The following is a 15,868-nucleotide window of genomic DNA, read 5'->3' as shown; positions in this document are numbered from 1 at the left end:
CAGGTGGTTGCCTATGCTTAGGGGTTATTACCGGCGCAGCGTGGGGCTGCCCACGGCTACCTCTTCGTACACGCTTAGTACTTGCCGGGCCGTATTGGCCCAGGAGAATTGCCGGGCCCGCTCGAGGCCCCGCGCTACCAGCGCTGCCCGTTCGGATGGGTTGTTCTGCAGGCGCAGGATGGCGTCGGCAATGGTTTCGGGCTTGAAGGGGTCGATGAGCAGCGCCGCGTCGCCGGCCACTTCGGGCATTGACGAGGTGTTGCTGGTAATGACCGGGGTGCCGCAGGCCATGGCTTCGAGGATGGGAATGCCGAAACTCTCGCGCAGGGACGGGTACAGAAACACCTCGGCCAGGTTGTAGATAAGCGGCAGCTCCTGGTTGGGCACGTAGCCGCAAAGCTGAATATCGGCCCGCAGCTCCGGAATGTTGAGCTCCTGCAGAATGGCCTCCAGCGCGCTTTCCTTGAAGTCGAGCATCACCAGCCGCAAAGCCAGCTGACCCCGCTTCTTGAGCAAAGCCAGCGCCTTGAGCACCCCGGGTAGGTTTTTCTTGGGGTCGGTATTGGCCAGGAAGAAGATAAACCGGTCGGGCAGGACGTACCGCGCTTTGGCCGCGGCTAGGGCCACGTTGTCGGTAATGGGCCGGAACTGCTTGCCCACGCTGTTGTAGACCACCTGCAGACGCCCGGCCGCCTCGGGCAGGCGCTGCGCGATGCGCGCCTGCTCGAACGCCGAAACCGTGAGCACCCGCTGGCACAGGGGCAGCACCCGCGGCACGTTCCAGCGCCGGTACAGGTTGCCGGCGCGCTGGTACCAGGCGCCGCGGCGCAAGTCCAGCGGCTCGAGGTAGATGATGTCGTGCAGGGTGAGCACCAGCGGCACGCCCGCCCGCAGCGGGGCCGTGTTGCTGGTGCAGTGCAGCAGCTGCACGCCGGCCTGCGCGGCGGCCCGGGGCAGCAGCACCTGCTCCCAGAGCGGGTAGGGGCCGCCGGGCACTTCCACGATGTGAAAATTGGGCGTTTCCTGCAGCACCTGGTTGTCAGCGTCCGGCTTCACAAAAATGAAGTACTCGTTTTCGTGGTCGAGCCTGCTGCAGGTGCTTGATGAGCTCCAGGGCCACGATGTCCATGCCGTGCTTGTGCGGCCGGAACAGGCGCTGGGCTTCGATGCCGATGCGCAGCGGCTGCCGGGTCGGGGCTGCCGGGCCAGACGTCGGAACTGCAGGTTGAATAGAAGGAGAGGGCATAAACGGGCGGTGAATTAAGTGGGAAGGACCTGGGCTACGGGGCTGGTATCGGGCGCCTGCAGCGTGGCCAGGGCATGGTCGAGGGCCCGAACCGAAGCCTCCCACCTGTGGCCCTGGGCGAAGGCAATGCGGGCGGCACTCCGGTCCGGGCTCTGGTCGGCCAGGGCGGCATCGAGCCTGCTCGAGCCATTCGTCGGCGTTGCGGGCCAGGTACACGTAGTCGGCAAACATGTCCATGGCCCGCGTGGCGGTGGCCACCACGGGCTTGCCCATGGCCAGGTACTCGTCGATTTTAAGCGGATAATTCCCCACGGTGGCCTCGTTTACCACCTGCGGGTTGATGCAGACGTCGCTGTGGCGGATGTAGGGCGCGAGTTGTTCCGGCGCCTTATTGCCCAGAAAATGCACGTTGGACAGCTCGTGCAGCGCGCTGCGCCGGAATGCCTCGTCCTCCGGGCCCACCAGCACCACGTTCCACTGGGGGCGCAGCCGGGCAATGGTGAGCAGCAGCTCCATATCGAGCCGAATGGACGTGAGGTAGCCCGTGTACACGATAATGGGCCCCGCCACTTCGGCCAGGTCGGCCGGCATAGGGTAGTCGGCATCGGCCTGGTACAGCCCCAGGGCGCAGCCCTGGCCGATGTAGAAGGAATTGGGGTTGTGCCCCCGGGCGTAGTCGCCCAGGTATACGGAGTTGGTCACCACCACGTCGGCCTGCTCGAGCAAGCGGGCTTCTACCCAAGGGCCGTGGCGCCGGAAGTAGGGCACGCCCAGCATGTAGTCGCGCAGGTAGTAAATCGACAGCCGCGGGGCCAGCAGGCGCTTGAGCTCCAGCCCCTGAAATATGATGCCGTCCTGCAGCAGATAAAAAGAATCAAACCCGACCGCTTCGATGGCTTGGCCAATGCTGTGGGCCAGCAGCCGGCTGTTCAGGCGGTTCAGGAAATTGAACACGTTGCGCATGGGCAGCCAGTTGAAGGACAAACCCAGCACCTGGGGCGTGAGCACCCACACGTTGGGCTCGGCCAGCACCAGGCCTTCTTCCAGGCCCAAGAGTACGCGCAACCGCTTCTCCATGCCCGCCTGCCGGTACCCCGTGAGCACGGTGTTCACGTCCAGCGGCATGTTGATGTACAGCACCCGGTTATGCTTCGCAAACTCCTTCGCCAGGTTCCTGGCGCTGGTTCCAATGCCAATATCCCAGCTTTGCTGGCAGAGCATGACAATGTTTTGGTTTTTCATGAGCAGGGCCGGGCAGCCGCATTACTACTTCTTGGGAGAGGCCTGCAGCCCCTTACGCACCCCGATAATCAGGCTGATAAGGGCAGGTATAAAGATGATTTCCCAGGGCATAAGTGGAATTGAGCTAAACTTCGGAGCGCATCGTGCTGCCCGGCGCGCTGGCCGCGTGGGGCGTGGGCATAAAGGACGTTTTGGCTTTCTTGAGCTGCAGGATGGCCAGCAGCATGGCGCCCAGCGCCACGGGCAGGTGCAGCATTGCACGCCCTACCTGGCGGGTGTAGAGGCGCGCGGGCAGCGCCAGCAGCAGCGCCGCCCCGGCCCCCGCCAGCAGCAGCAGCCAGAACACCGGTCCCGGCCCCACCGGCCACAGCAGCGACAAAACGACTAGAACCCCCAGGATGCCCAGGAGCAGAATGCGGGGCAACAGCATAGACTGCACTACCTTATCGGCGAAGTCAAGGTTGCCCTGGCCCAGCTGCCGGATTCCTTCGCCGAAGTACTTGCTAAGAAATTCCTGCTGGGTGGCCAGCCAGCGGGTACGCTGGTTGGCGAAGACCTTGGAGTTGGGGATTTTCTCGTCGTATACGTAGGCGTCGGGCAGGTAGGCTATTTTAACGCCGTCTTTCAAGGCCCTGAAATCTAATTCCTTGTCCTCGCCCGGCGTATCGCCAATGTCGCGGAGGAGTCGGTGCAGGTAGCCGTATTCGAAGGCCATGCCCGAGCCGATGAGGGCCGACGACATGCCCAGGCTGGCGTGCCCCTGCCGGAAAATGTGGTTGTTGATTTCCTCGTTGCAGGCGTCGAGCACGGCAAAAGGGGAGTCCAGGTTCTTGGCCGTGCGGTGGCCCTGTACCACGCGGTAGCCTTCGGCAAAGGACTGGTTTACCTGGGCCAGGAAGCCGGGCGCCATTTCGTTGTCCACGTCCAGTATCACGGCCACGTCGTACGCGTCGGGCGGCAGGGAGTCGAGAGCCGCCAGCAGCGCTTTGCCTTTGGTGCTTTTCTCAAATACCACTTCCACCACGCCGGCGCCATTCTGGCGGAGTTTTTCTACCGTGGCCGGCTGCAGGCCGTCGGCAATCACGTGCACGTCGAAGCGCCCGGGGTAGGCGTGGCGTACGGCCGCGGGCCCGGTTTCCTGAATCACGGCATCGGAGTGGTAAGCCGGCATCAGCACGCACATGCGGAGCGGAGCCGCCTGCGCATTAGCTGGCTCAACTTGCTGCCGCCGGTGCCCGGCCAAAGCAAAAAACAGCAGATACAACACGTTGCAGAGCAGGTAGAAGCCCAGGATATATAAAACGAGTGTTGGTAAAAGAACCAGAATTTTCATGAGAGAATGGTGGGACGCGCCCGGGCGCGGCAACAAGAGCAGCGGCAGAAAAATGAGATGCTAACAGCACCCTTAGGTACGCAATACGGGCTGCGTGCGGCCGAAGCTGATATCAGTGAGCTGGCTGACGAGTTTATCAAAAAGCAAGGCCAGGACAATGCAGAGCGCCATCACCACGGGGACCTCCATCAGGCTAATGCTCGTCTTCGCCAGCGCCTTTAAGTAAAGAATAAAGATGAATAAGTGGATGATGTACAGCGAATAAGAAAACGTGTTGAGCCACAACATGCTCCGGACGATGAACGAAAGCTGCTGGCCCACCAGAAAGAGCAGGACACAGCCCGAAAAATATCCAATGAACATGAAGTAGTCGTTGAAAATATTGGCCTCTGGGCCAAACACGACGCTGACCAGCACGGACATCCCCAGCCCAACGACCAGCAGCACGGCGTGCCGCAGCAAGCCCACCTGCAGGATGCGCGGAATCCAGTTGTGCCTGGCCGCGGCCATCCCCAGGGCGAGTATCCAGAAGTACTGTATTACCGAGCTGCACCAGATGCGCTCCTGCTGCACCCCCAGCCGGAACACCAGCACGCTGTACAGCAGCGAAACGGCTAAGCACACGGCCAGCAGCGTGGGGGTGGGCAGCCGTTGGTCCAGGGCCCGGAGCAAGGGCCAGAGCAGGTAGAACTGAACGATGGTGGAAATGAACCAGAAATGGGGCCCGAAGCTCTCCATGTAAGGCCCGTAAAACATCTTATACAAAAACAGGTGGCTCAGGTACGCTGGCCAGCCTTCCGGGTAGAGGGCCAGGAACTGGTTGACGATGAAAATGACCGTAATCCCGATGTAATAAGGGAACAGCACCTTCTTGAACCGGCTCAGGTAGAAGCTTTTCCAGCTGCTGATGCGGGAATAGTAGAGGCCGTAGCTGGAGGCAAACAGAAAAATGTAGATGCCCGCGCCGCCTATCTGGTTGGCCTTAGCCAGCAGTGGGGGCAGCGGCACATACAGCAGGAAGTGATATAAGACGATGGAGAACATCGACAGCCCCCGGGCAAAGCTTATAAAGGCCTGGCGTTCAGGCGCAGGGGCGGGGGTGGCGGTCATGGGCAAAGGGGCGTAATAGAGGCAGCTGGCGAACGACGAGGTTAAATCCAGTTGCCTGATACGGGTTACTCGTTAAATCAGGTATTGGTTTTGGTGGACGTTGTGCCCTTCCAGATGCCAGGCAATGCCGCGCCACACCTTTTGCAGGTGCCCCATTTCGCCGCGCAGCAAGTGCAGCAGGCTCTGCTTGGGCGCCGCCACCAGCAGGAAAAATAGGATGCCAATTAACTTTTTCAGGCCGGTGGCATTACGCCGCAGAAAGAGCAGCCGGTTGCGGTACATGTAGTAGGTGCGCAGCACCGAGCCCTGGCCCACCGACACCGACTCTTTGTGGTACACCGTGGACCCCGCTTCGTAGTAGCTCTGGTAGCCCATGCGCTTTATCATCTCGCACCAGTCCAGCTCTTCGTAGTACAGAAAGTAGAGCTCGGGCATGAGGCCCGCCTCCCGGATAACCCGGGTGGGCACCATCATGGCGGCGCCGTGAATGAGCGTGGTGAGGTGCGAGGTGTTGTGCTGGCCTTTGTCGGGCTCCAGGTAGCCGGTGACGTACGTGCGCCCCGTCCAGGAGCTGATGCGGTCGCAGCCGGCGTACTGAATGAGGTCGGCGGTGCCGTAGAAAATGATTTTCGGCGACACGATGCCCACCTTGGGCTCGCGCTCAAACACGGCCACCAGCGGCTCCAGCAGCTGCGGCACCACCTCGGTATCGTTGTTCAAGAAAAGGCAGTAGTCTCCTTTGGCCGCCCGAATGCCCAGGTTGTTGCCGCCGGCAAAGCCCAGGTTCTCGGCCGAGCGGATGAGCTGCACTTCCGGAAACTGCTCGGCGATTATGCCCGGGTCCTCGGTCGGGGAGGCGTTGTCCACCACTATCACCTCGTAGTTGGGGTAGGTGAGCTGCCGCAGCGACGCCAGCATGGCGCAGGTAACCTGGGTCTGGTTGTAGTTGATGGAAATTATCGAAACCAGCGGCTTAGGCATGAACGTCGGCGGGAGCGAGGGCGGGGGTGTCGAGCCTGCGGGCCCAAAAACACAAATACCCAGGAAGTGTAAAGGATGAGGGACGAGGGCACCTGGTTCATAATCTCGTTGCCGTAGCTGCACATGAGCAGGCCGGCGTAGCCGGCCGTGAGGGCCAGCAGCTTTTGGCGCAGCACGGGGTCGCGGATGCGCCAGACGATGCCCATGCATTTGCCCAGGATGAACAGCATGAACCCAAACCAGATGATGAAGCCCACGATGCCGTACTGGCCCCACACCTTCACGAAGTAGCTATCGGGCGCCACGGTCGACAGAAACTTGTCGGCGTTGTAGGTTTTGCCCCACATGCCCATCACGCCCACGCCCCCGCCAAAGGGCCGGGTCGCCAGGTAGTCGCGCAGGACGGCCTGGTTTTTCAGGCGCACGTTCAGGGAGGGGTCGTTGGGGTCGAGGGCCGAGCGCATGCGAAACACGTTCGGGTTGCTGTCGCCGATGTGCGTGTACTTGAGTACGCCAAAGGCCAGCACGGCCGCGATGCAGCCCACAATCAAGATGCTGACCCGTTTGCTCAGCACCAGGTACACAAACGCGCCCATAGCCAGCACAAAGAAGGCACCGCGGGTACCCGAGATGAGCATGCCGTACAAGAGCAGCAGCGCGACCCCGGCCAGCAGTGCGCGTTTCTTCCAGGAGAAGGGCCCCAGCGCCAGAATCGCGCAGATAAGGGCCACGTGTGCCTCAGAAGAGCCGAATTGAGCCGCTTCGCTGTAAAACGAGAAGGCGCGCAGCTGCCCCCATATCAGGTGGGTTACGGCCGCGCCGCTATCCAGCCAGTACTGCTCCATCTCGTCGACCCCGAGGACCTTTTGCTTGATGCCATACAGCGTGCCCAGCACCGAGAGGCCGATAATCAGGTACAGGAACAAGTTCAGGTCCCGCCGCTGGTTGAAGGCCAGGAAGCAGAGCGGGACGGTGAGCAGCCACAGCAAGGCGCTGCTGCGCACCTCATAAAACCAACCCACGATGCTGGCCCCGGCCGGGTTGGCCACTTCCAGCAAGTTGATGACAAACCATACCACCGTGATGCGGCACAAATCGTTCTTTATGCGCCGCCAGTCGGGCGGGGAAGCGCGGTAAAACAGCACCGCCAGCCAGGTAATCACCAGCACGGCCTCCAGGGCCAGGCCCACGGGCAGGTCGATGAAGTGCCGGACCAAATAGCTCTGAATAAAGCTATAGGTGAGGGCCGTAACGTAGCCCACCCGGGGGCTGTTGAACACCGCCACCAGGAAGAACACCACAAACGGGGTTGCTAGCAGCAGCACCGGTACCAGCGTCCCCACCTGGCTGGCCAGCCAGCCCGCTCCCAGTGCCAGTACCAGCGCCCCGGGAAGCAGCCAGCGCGAGTTGAGCAGGGTAACAGCAGAGGACGGGACGATTCTCATGGTGTAAGCGGCAATGCGGGGCGCGGGGCCAGCGGGCCTTAGCCCAAGGCCTCTTCGGCGTAGTGCTGCTCCACGCCGGACAGCACCACTTCCACCGGGGCCGAGGTGGCCGCGCGCAGCTGCTCCACGGTGTTATGGTCGGTAAGGCGCCAGGCGCGGGTGGCCGGTACGGTAAGGAAAATAAGGCTCAATTGCCGCAGCAGGCCCACGGGCAGCGCTTCTTCGCGCAGGGCCGGAAACTCTACCAGCACCACCTGCACATCGGGGCCGCTCACTTCGGTCATGCGCTTGGGCGTGGCGTTCTGAATGAGCTGCTCGAGCGGCCAGCCATGCACTGCCGCCGCCTCCGAAGGGTAATACAGAGAAGGCGCATCTGAGTTCGACTCCTCTCCGTCAGTTTCGGGGTACAGGGCCAGGGTTTGCACGCCCATTTCGTGGCAGCGCTGCGACAGGGCCTGGCACAGCGTGGTTTTGCCTTCGTGGCGCTGCACGCTGAAAATGCCCACCACAAAAGGCGACGGCGTAGGGGAGGTGTTGGCCTTGAGCAGAATGTGGCGCACTAGCTGGTCGAGGCTGCGCTGCTGCGAGGCCTGCAGCTGCAGCGTGGGCCGGGCGTGGGTGTCCAGCATCATGCCGGCCACGGGCAGCCCAATTTGCCGGAAAGCGCCCTCCGGGTTTTTCAGGGATTTGTCCAGCATGCCCAGGCCCACCACGGTGCCTGCCACTACTACCAGGCCGCCCAGGCCGCTCAGCAGCACGAGCATGAGCAGCTTGTTGGACTTGGGCTTGGAGGGCAGGTCGGGCGGGTCGACTATTTTGAGGTTGGCCGTGTACTGCGTGTTTTGCTGGGTGGCCTTGCTGGCGTTCAGGCTGGCCAGTACCGAGAGGTAGGCCTTTTCGGCCAGGTCGATTTCGCGGGCAATGCGCTTGAGCGTGGCGCCGAGCGGGGCCATGCGCTGGTACTCACGCTCAAACTCCTGCTTGCGCCGGTTCATCACGTTCAGCTTGGCCCGGTTCGATTCCACCAGCACCATGTTCTGCACCCACTCGCCGAGCAGGTCCTTGTTGGGAATGCCTTCGGTGGAATTGCTCTGGGCGTAGTAAGAGTCCACGTTGCTCTGAATAGCCTCGGCCGCCTTGTCGGCTTCGGCCTTCAGCTGCTTGGTTTTGGCCAGGGCAGCGGGGTCCTGGCGGCCAAACAGCTCCTGGTCAGCGATGCTGGCGTTGAGCCGGCTCAATTTCTTGCGCTGCTCCAGCACCTGGCTGCTGCTGAGCAGGGCCGCCTGCTGGCCCCCAGCTTGCGGTTCACGGCGTTGAGCGCGGCCTGGGCCCCAGCGTATTGCTGGTTCATCTCGGTGAGCTGCTGGGCCAGGTCTTCCTTCTGCGTGGCCACGTTGGTCGACTGCGACTCGTAGTTGATGATGTTGTTGCTGCGGTTGAAGGCCAGGTTTTCGCTTTCGGCTTTGTCGAGGCGCTCCTTGGCTTTCTTCAGCTCGGCTTCGTAGTATTTGATAACCGAGGAGGTCTGGCCTTCGCGCAGGTTTTTGGACTGCTCCAGAAACACCTGCGTGAACAGCGTCAGAGTGGTGCGGGCAATTTCCGGGTTGTGGCTCTCGAAGTACAGCCGTATCAGGTCGCTGGAGCCAATGCGGCTGGCGCTAATCATGTCCAGCGCGGTGAGCGAGTAGGTTGGGTTGCTGGATTTCAGCAGCCGCTGAATCACGTTGTTGTTGTCGGACTTGGCATAGGTGCGGATATTCTCCAGCGTGGCCTCCTGCGTGGCACCCGTAAGGGTTTGGCGCAGGCTGGCCGGCAGTTTTTCGCGCAGGTCCTCGTACTCTTCGTAGGCCAGGTATTCGGGGTGCTTGCGGGTATCCCACAGGTGGCTGGCCAGCAAGTTGAACACAACTTCCTCCTTGGTTGAGCGGGACGTAATGAGGTTGATAAGGTTATCAAACGCATTGTTGGTGGTCGTGTAATCGGCGGCCGCGTTGCCCGTGAGCGAGTAGCCCGAGGCAATGCCCGTGTAAATGGTGGTATCGGAGGCGTAAATCTTGGGCAGATTGCGGGCGAAGAAATAGGTCGACGCGCTCAGCACCAATGGCACCAGCAGCAGCAACATCCATTTCCGCCCCAAAAGCCGGAGGATTTCGGATAAGCTCATCGGGTAGTCATTAAGGTTGAAATTTTGGCCCCTACCACTTCTTCCAGTATCATAAACGCCGTATCGTATTGATTACGTGCCGACTCCTGGGAAATAGACGCCGCCGTGAGGCTGGAGTTAGCGCCCGACAGCTCGGTGAGGGTCAGTTGGCCCTGCCGGAACTGCTTTTCGGCCAGCTGGTTGTTGGTGCGCACGTTTACATAGGCTTCCTGCTGCAGGGTCAGTACCTTCCGGGCCAGCAGCACGCTTTGGTAGAGGTTGATAACCTGCTGGCGCAGCTGGTTTTCCTGGTCCTGCCGCAGGGCTTCGGTGCGCTCGTAGTTAAGCTGTTCGCGCTTAATCTGGTTCCCTCGGCTCACCACCGTGCCCAGCGGCAGCGAAAAGTTGACGCCGGTAGAATAGCGGCTGGAGAGAGTCGTATTGAAGGGGTTGGGGCTGGCCGGGTCCACCGTGCCAATGCTGCCCACGTTGCCGTAGTTGTAGTTGGCCCCGATGCCCAGGCTGCCCAGGATGTTTTCCTTGGCAATCTGCACATTCTGTTTGCCAATGGCTTTGTCGTATTCCGTGGCCTTGAGCTGCGCCGAATGTTTGATGGCGGCCGCCGTGAGCAGGGGGAGCGCCGTAGAGGGCGCGTCAAAGAAAACGCTTTGCCAGGCTTCGGTTGGCGCGGGGGTGGCCTGGCCAAACGCCAGTGAAGTGTGCAGCGCCAATAGCAGGACACTCAGGAGCGTTTTGATCATACGTTCTCTTTCTGAAATAAAGCGGGAATGGTTTTAAAGATGATTTGCAGGTCCTTGCGCATCGAATAGGTCCGGGCGTACTCAATATCCAGGGCTTTGCGTTCTTCTTCCGACATGTCGCCGCCTTTGCCCCGGCGGCTCACTTGCCAGAGACCGGTGATGCCCGCCGGCGCAATGAAGCGCTTCGAGTACTCGTCGGTCAGCAGCTTTTCGGCCTCGTAAAGGGGCAGCGGGCGGTTGCCCACCAGCGACATATCGCCGCGCAATACGTTGTAGAGCTGCGGAAGTTCGTCGATGCTGGTGTTGCGCAAAAAACGGCCCAGGCGGGTTACCCGCGGGTCGTTCACAATCTTCATGAAAGCGGGCGCTTCGGCCGCCTTGCGCTGGAAGCGGTACTGCTGCTCGCAAATGATTCGGCCGCGCTGGTCCACCAGCCTGCTGCTGGCAGGCCGTGCCGGCCTCCAGGCAGGCTTCGCACAGGCCCGCCTGCGCCACCGCCGCCTGATGCCGCTCGACCCGCTGGATGACTGGTACTGGTTGAGGTTCTTCACCGAGTCGAGCATCTGGTCGGCATCCGAGCGCATGGAGCGGAACTTCCAGAACTTGAACACCCGGTAGCCGGCTCCTACCCGGTACGAGTAGTAAAACACGGGGCCGCGCGATTCGAGCTTGATGAGGATGGCCAGCACCAGCAGAAACGGCGAGAGAAAAACAGCGCAGCGCCAGCAAAAAGCACGTCCATCAGGCGCTTGCTCCAGGGCATGCGCAGGGCGTAGGGGCTGCTGAAATCCGACGGCTCGGGCTTTACCCGGCCCAGGAAGTGCAGCCGCGTAAGCAGGCGCTCGTGGTCGGTATCCGCCAGAAATATTTCGCTTCCTGCGCTTTCCAGCAGCAGGGCCCGCAGCGGGGGCGCCACGGGCTTAGGCGTGAGCCACAGCACGGGTTGAGCCAGGTGCTGCTCCTGCTTGAGCACCCGCACCAGCCGCAGCCCCAGGGCCGTGGCCGGGTCGGCCGCGTTGAGCACTGCCGCGAAGGGCACCGGCACCTGCGAGCAGAGCGCCAGGGCATGCGCCGGAGTCGTCACGACTTCCACGTCGAGCTCCTCCGCAAATTCCTGCACAAAGCGTTGCCCGTCCTGTACGTCAGGCGTCAGGTATAAAACACGTATTCTATGATTATTCAACTTAGTTATACTCTAATACGATTAAGCATGTTCTGAATCCGCAGGCTCAGCTCTTCGGGGTTGAAGGGCTTCACCAGGTAATCATCAGCGCCTAGCTTCAGACATTTAATTTTATTAGCCGTGCTATCCTTGCCCGATAGAATAATGAGGCCCACCTCGCGGTGGCGGCTGCTGGCCCGTATCTGTTTAATAAATTCCGGCCCGTCCATCAGGGGCATGTCGTAGTCGGCCACAATAGCGTCCGGACTGTTGCCCTGCTCGAGCCATTCCATCGCCTCGAGCCCATTGGGCTTCACGACTACAGTATAGTCCATGCTGAAATAATGCTCGAGAATCAAGCAAATCGAGGGCTCGTCGTCTACGATGAGTAGTACTTTCTTTACAATAGGCATAACGTCGTAGTAGCTGAGTGGAAAAGTGTATATAATATATAGTGCAATTCAATCAATGCTTGAGCTATTCTGGAATTGCGTTAGCATACTCATAATCTAAGCCATAAGTTGATTGCTACCTATTTGATTCCATTCTAGCCAACTACTCAATCTAATGTGTATGAGAATTTATTGGGTTGATAAATAGATAGTTGCTTTACAGAATGCCTTGTTTTTAAAAAAGAAGCAGCTAGCTCTTTTTTTAACCGCAACCTGAACGCTGCTGCGTTGTCGACCTTTTCATCTTTTACGCTTTTCGATTCCGGTAGTTCTCTCTCATACGTAGATTCTTCACTACCGCATGCCAAAGTCAGGGAATTCATTGCTTTGCAAAGCTGATGCATGCAAAAACGCCGATTTGAACATTTCCCATTCTAATGATGACGGCCGTAGGCTCGCCCACCCAGCCGAAGCGCAAGGCTGGCTCAACCTTGCGGCTACCCGGCGCCGGCCGAAGCCCAGCGAACAGGGTATAGGAAATGAGCATGCCGCACCCCTGGCATGCAGGAGCAATGCCAGGGGTGCGGCGCAGTTCAGCAGCAAACTACACTTTTGGAGCCGGCGGGAGCTTGGCCAGGTCTTCCACAAAGAGGGCGCAAAACAGCTTGGTGCCTTTGGCAATGGCATTGACAAACGGCAATATCTCGCTTTTGGGCGCGCGCAATTCCGCGAGTTCCTCCACCATGCGCAGGTTGCCCACCTCGGGCTGGATGTTGAGGCTGCCAAAGGTCGATTTCAGGCTGTGAGCCTCGTGAGCGATGGTTGCCCAGTCGTCGCGCTCCAGGGCATCCTGCATGGTCTGAACCTGACCCGGCACGCGGTTGATGAACAGCTCCAGCATCTTGCGAATGAAACTGGTATCGTTCGCCAGCTTGCCGAGCATCATAAAATCGTAGTGCAGCCCCAAGTCGGGCGGCGCGATGGCCGGTTCTTCGGGCAGATGAATATCCTGGGCGAGCTGGCTCACTTTCGCCAGCATCTTATAGAGGGAATGCTCGCTGTAGGGCTTGGTCAGAAAATCAGTAAACCCGAGTTGCTCGCTCGAGCCGCCGTTGACCCGGATGGCATCGGCGGTGAGGGCGATGATGGGCGTATCGCGGTTGAGGCCTACCTCGGCCCGTAGGCGTGCGGTGGCCTCGAAGCCATTCATCTGGGGCATCTGAATGTCCATGAGAATGATGTCGTACTTGCGCTCTCCGGCCTTGGCCAGGGCTTCTTCGCCGTTCTGGGCCATGTCCACTTTCACCTTCCACTGGCTGAGCATGGAGAAGCCAATGAGCTGGTTTACGGCGTTGTCTTCGGCAAAGAGAATGGTGAGGCCCTCTAGCAAATCGGGCTGCTGAATGGCCGTGGGCTCTTTTACCAGTTGCTCGTTGCTGACCGTGTAGGGAATGGTGAAGTAAAAGCAGCTGCCCTGCCCAGGCTCGCTGCGCACGCCAATCTCGCCGCCCTGCAGCTCCACCAGGTTCTTGCAGATGGTGAGCCCCAGGCCGGTGCCGCCGTAGAGGCGGGCCACGCTGTTGTCGGCCTGCTTGAAGCTATCGAAGACCTGGCCCAGGTTCTCGGCTTTGATGCCGATGCCGGTATCGGCCACGCTGAACGTGACGGGCAAGGACATGCCCGACCGCTGGCTGGCGTCGATGGTAATGGTGATGGCGCCCTTCTCTGTAAACTTGATGGCGTTGCCGATGAGGTTCACCAGCACTTGCCGCAGGCGGTAGGGGTCGCCCTGGGCCAGCGGCAGGTGCTCGTTCAGGCCCAGAATGCGGAGCACCAGGCCCTTCTCGTCGGTTTTGAAGGCCAGCGAGCGGGCCGCGTCCTGCACCGTTTTGATGATGTCGAACGGGATGTTCTCGAGGTTGATTTGGCCGGACTCGATTTTGGCAAAGTCCAGAATGTCGTTGATGACCACCAGCAGGCCTTCAGTGCTGGACTGAATCATGTCGACGTAATCGGCCTGCTCCGGCGAGAGCGGCCCTTTCTTGAGCAGGTCGGCCAAGCCCATTACCCCGTGCAGGGGCGTGCGGATTTCGTGGCTCATGTTGGCCATGAACACCTGCTTGGCCTGCACCGATTCCTCGGCCTTGCGGTGGGCGCGCTTGAGCTCCGTGATGTCGGACGAATACGTGAGCAGGTACCGGGAGCCGTCGGCCTGCAGCAGCGGCGTTTGGGTGGTGTGGTACCAGCGCGTCTGGCCGTCCATGAGGTGGTAGCACTCCTCAAACGCCGTTGTCTTTTCCGTGGGCTCCTCCATTTCCTCCAGCTGCGGAATGCCCGGGCCAATCGCCGTGCTGGGCTGCTCGGTGGGCCGGGAGCGGCTGGAGAGCCAGCTCAGAATGTGCGCGTAGGTCTTGTTGGCCAGCAAAATGCCGCCATTGGCATCCTCCACGTAAATCAGGTTGGGGCTGCTGTTGATTACCTGGCGTACGAGGCCATGCTGGTCCTCCAGCTCGCGCTCTATCTGCTTGAGGTGACCTACCACGTGCGTGAGCTCCTTCACGGCATCGAGCGGGGTTAGGTGGGCAGAGTTGGCTGCCGCCGTTACGGCCGCCACTGGGCGCGCAGCCGCAACACTTCGGCTTCCGCGTTTTCGCTACGTCGCCGTTCGGCAGCTAAGGCAGATAAGGGAGTGGGTACCGTAATGCTCATGGGGCGGGTAGAACAGGCTAGATAGCAAGGGGCCTGGGTACAGACAATTTAAGATATAGCCCTTTTACAGAAGCTGTATCTACTTGGTTATTTTTTGCTTTGTACTCAAAAACGTTGCCACGGTTTAATAAATCGTAACCCCAGTTGAGCTAAAGCATCTGGCAGTGAGGGCAAAAACGAAGCCAACACAGTACAGATGCGCTTAGATACTGTACTTCGCGCTCGTTGTTGGGGTAAGTTGAGTAAGGGCTGGCCCACTCAAAAGCCCGGCCCGCGGTCGGCTAGGTTAGCCGGGTCCGCGGGCCGGGCCGCTGCGTGCTGGGCCGGGAAGCAGAGACGGCCCGGGAGCCGTCCCTGTTTTCGGTTAGCGGGTATAGAGAAGCTTTTGGGTGACGACCTTGGTGGGGGTAACCAGGCGGACCAGGTACACCCCTTCGGCCAGGCCGGCGGCTTCGAGGGCAACCGTGCGCGCGGCACCGGCTTCGGCCGTGCCAGTGTAGAGCGTGCGGATGCGCTGGCCTTGCAGCGAGAAGAGCGACAGGGTAACCGGGCCGGATTTCTCGACGCGGAACTCCACGGTGGCGCGGTTGTCGCGGCCGGTGAGCGGGTTGGGGTACACCGTTACGGCCGTGCGCAGGGCGCTTGCGGCGTTGGCACCTTCCGTTGCCGCGCTTGATGTGCTAGCCGAGACGTTGTAGGGGATGAGGTTAGCGCCGGGGATGGGCTCCTGGCGGGTGCCGTCGGGCAGGGTCCAGGCCACGGCCAGGTAGCCCGGGCCCCAGTTCTGCTTGTGCAGGGCCTCGATGTAGTAGCGCTGGCCGGCCTGCAGCTGGATGGTGGCCGACTTCTGGCTGGGGTAGCGGGTGAAGTCGCGGTTGGAAGAAGTCCAGCCCGAGCAGGAGGCGATGCGCACCTTGCGGGCCGGGTCGGCGTCGGTGCTCAAAGAGCTCGGCGTCGTCGTCGCCCACGATGGCGAAGGTGTAGGCCCCGCTTTGGGGGGCAGACGTAGCCGCGCAGGCGGGCGCCGTAGTTGTAGGCGGTCTGGGCCGGCGACTCGAACGAGGTGACGGTGCTGCTGCTGGTCGGGGCGCTGCCCAGGGGCAGGGCGGCGATGCCGGTGGCCGAGACGTTGTCCCACTGCTCACGCGAGAGGCTGCCCGTGCCCGAGCACGCCGTCGGGGCGGTCGGAGCCGGTGCCGGTGCCGGTGCCGGGGCTGGTGCGGGGGCCGGAGCTGGCCCCGGGGCGGGTGCAGTCGTAGAGGTCGAGTAAGGAATCAGGTTAGCGCCGGGGATGGGCTCCTGGCGGGTGCCGTCGGGCAGGGTCCAGGCCACGGCCAGGTAGCC

At 60.9% G+C, this 15,868-nt stretch carries 15 protein-coding genes; all 15 read right to left on the bottom strand.

Annotation, left to right across the window (positions count from 1 at the left end; translation table 11 throughout):
• Window positions 1–27: 27 nt before the first annotated feature.
• On the bottom strand, window positions 28–1,056 hold the full coding sequence (locus ACFQT0_RS22175; protein WP_380205252.1) for a glycosyltransferase family 4 protein: 1,029 nt from the start codon (window positions 1,054–1,056) through the stop codon (window positions 28–30).
• The gene (locus tag ACFQT0_RS22170) at window positions 1,040–2,488 is read right to left on the bottom strand and encodes a glycosyltransferase (RefSeq protein ID WP_380205251.1); all 1,449 of its coding nucleotides are present in this window, start codon (window positions 2,486–2,488) and stop codon (window positions 1,040–1,042) included. Before ACFQT0_RS22170 ends, ACFQT0_RS22175 begins: the two co-directional genes overlap by 17 nt.
• Before the next feature lie 124 nt (window positions 2,489–2,612).
• The gene (locus tag ACFQT0_RS22165; protein ID WP_380205250.1) at window positions 2,613–3,821 is read right to left on the bottom strand and encodes a glycosyltransferase; all 1,209 of its coding nucleotides are present in this window, start codon (window positions 3,819–3,821) and stop codon (window positions 2,613–2,615) included.
• 72 nt (window positions 3,822–3,893) lie between these two features.
• Window positions 3,894–4,931: an acyltransferase family protein gene (locus tag ACFQT0_RS22160; protein WP_380205249.1), complete on the bottom strand. Its 1,038-nt coding sequence runs from the start codon at window positions 4,929–4,931 to the stop codon at window positions 3,894–3,896.
• Window positions 4,932–5,003: 72 nt separating this feature from the next.
• Window positions 5,004–5,912 (bottom strand): glycosyltransferase family 2 protein, encoded by a 909-nt coding sequence (locus ACFQT0_RS22155; RefSeq protein ID WP_380205248.1) that lies wholly within the window; start codon window positions 5,910–5,912, stop codon window positions 5,004–5,006.
• Window positions 5,888–7,357, bottom strand: coding sequence for an O-antigen ligase family protein (locus tag ACFQT0_RS22150; protein ID WP_380205247.1), 1,470 nt, complete (start codon window positions 7,355–7,357; stop codon window positions 5,888–5,890). The genes ACFQT0_RS22155 and ACFQT0_RS22150 overlap by 25 nt, the downstream gene beginning before the upstream one ends.
• 38 nt (window positions 7,358–7,395) lie before the next feature.
• Window positions 7,396–8,616, bottom strand: a complete 1,221-nt coding sequence (locus tag ACFQT0_RS22145; RefSeq protein ID WP_380205246.1) for a hypothetical protein — start codon at window positions 8,614–8,616, stop codon at window positions 7,396–7,398.
• Complete coding sequence (locus ACFQT0_RS22140; RefSeq protein WP_380205245.1) at window positions 8,592–9,521, bottom strand: Wzz/FepE/Etk N-terminal domain-containing protein; 930 nt, start codon at window positions 9,519–9,521, stop codon at window positions 8,592–8,594. Before ACFQT0_RS22140 ends, ACFQT0_RS22145 begins: the two co-directional genes overlap by 25 nt.
• Window positions 9,518–10,231: a TolC family protein gene (locus tag ACFQT0_RS22135; RefSeq protein ID WP_380205244.1), complete on the bottom strand. Its 714-nt coding sequence runs from the start codon at window positions 10,229–10,231 to the stop codon at window positions 9,518–9,520. Before ACFQT0_RS22135 ends, ACFQT0_RS22140 begins: the two co-directional genes overlap by 4 nt.
• Before the next feature lie 26 nt (window positions 10,232–10,257).
• Window positions 10,258–10,950, bottom strand: coding sequence for a sugar transferase (locus ACFQT0_RS22130; protein WP_380205243.1), 693 nt, complete (start codon window positions 10,948–10,950; stop codon window positions 10,258–10,260).
• Entirely contained in the window at window positions 10,887–11,381 is a 495-nt protein-coding gene (locus tag ACFQT0_RS22125) for a hypothetical protein (RefSeq protein WP_380205242.1), read from the bottom strand. The genes ACFQT0_RS22130 and ACFQT0_RS22125 overlap by 64 nt, the downstream gene beginning before the upstream one ends.
• A 68-nt stretch (window positions 11,382–11,449) precedes the next feature.
• Window positions 11,450–11,836, bottom strand: a complete 387-nt coding sequence (locus tag ACFQT0_RS22120) for a response regulator transcription factor (RefSeq protein WP_380205241.1) — start codon at window positions 11,834–11,836, stop codon at window positions 11,450–11,452.
• A 583-nt stretch (window positions 11,837–12,419) separates the two neighbouring features.
• On the bottom strand, window positions 12,420–14,429 hold the full coding sequence (locus tag ACFQT0_RS22115) for an ATP-binding protein (protein WP_380205240.1): 2,010 nt from the start codon (window positions 14,427–14,429) through the stop codon (window positions 12,420–12,422).
• A gap of 459 nt (window positions 14,430–14,888) precedes the next feature.
• A complete protein-coding gene (locus ACFQT0_RS22110) occupies window positions 14,889–15,467 on the bottom strand; it encodes a T9SS type A sorting domain-containing protein (RefSeq protein WP_380205239.1) in 579 nt (192 codons plus the stop codon).
• Window positions 15,464–15,856: a hypothetical protein gene (locus ACFQT0_RS22105; protein WP_380206186.1), complete on the bottom strand. Its 393-nt coding sequence runs from the start codon at window positions 15,854–15,856 to the stop codon at window positions 15,464–15,466. The genes ACFQT0_RS22110 and ACFQT0_RS22105 overlap by 4 nt, the downstream gene beginning before the upstream one ends.
• Window positions 15,857–15,868: the final 12 nt, after the last annotated feature.

This window comes from Hymenobacter humi, assembly GCF_042665855.1.
GTDB lineage: Bacteria > Bacteroidota > Bacteroidia > Cytophagales > Hymenobacteraceae > Hymenobacter > Hymenobacter humi.
This window is presented reverse-complemented; position numbering and strand designations above follow the sequence as displayed.

What these genes read in the sequence shown, in the direction of transcription:
- ACFQT0_RS22170 (WP_380205251.1), bottom strand. Translation starts at nt 2,488, where the DNA reads ATGAAAAACCAAAACATTGTCATGCTCTGCCAGCAAAGCTGGGATATT.
- ACFQT0_RS22165 (WP_380205250.1), bottom strand. Translation starts at nt 3,821, where the DNA reads ATGAAAATTCTGGTTCTTTTACCAACACTCGTTTTATATATCCTGGGC.
- ACFQT0_RS22160 (WP_380205249.1), bottom strand. Translation starts at nt 4,931, where the DNA reads ATGACCGCCACCCCCGCCCCTGCGCCTGAACGCCAGGCCTTTATAAGC.
- ACFQT0_RS22155 (WP_380205248.1), bottom strand. Translation starts at nt 5,912, where the DNA reads ATGCCTAAGCCGCTGGTTTCGATAATTTCCATCAACTACAACCAGACC.
- ACFQT0_RS22150 (WP_380205247.1), bottom strand. Translation starts at nt 7,357, where the DNA reads ATGAGAATCGTCCCGTCCTCTGCTGTTACCCTGCTCAACTCGCGCTGG.
- ACFQT0_RS22140 (WP_380205245.1), bottom strand. Translation starts at nt 9,521, where the DNA reads ATGAGCTTATCCGAAATCCTCCGGCTTTTGGGGCGGAAATGGATGTTG.
- ACFQT0_RS22120 (WP_380205241.1), bottom strand. Translation starts at nt 11,836, where the DNA reads ATGCCTATTGTAAAGAAAGTACTACTCATCGTAGACGACGAGCCCTCG.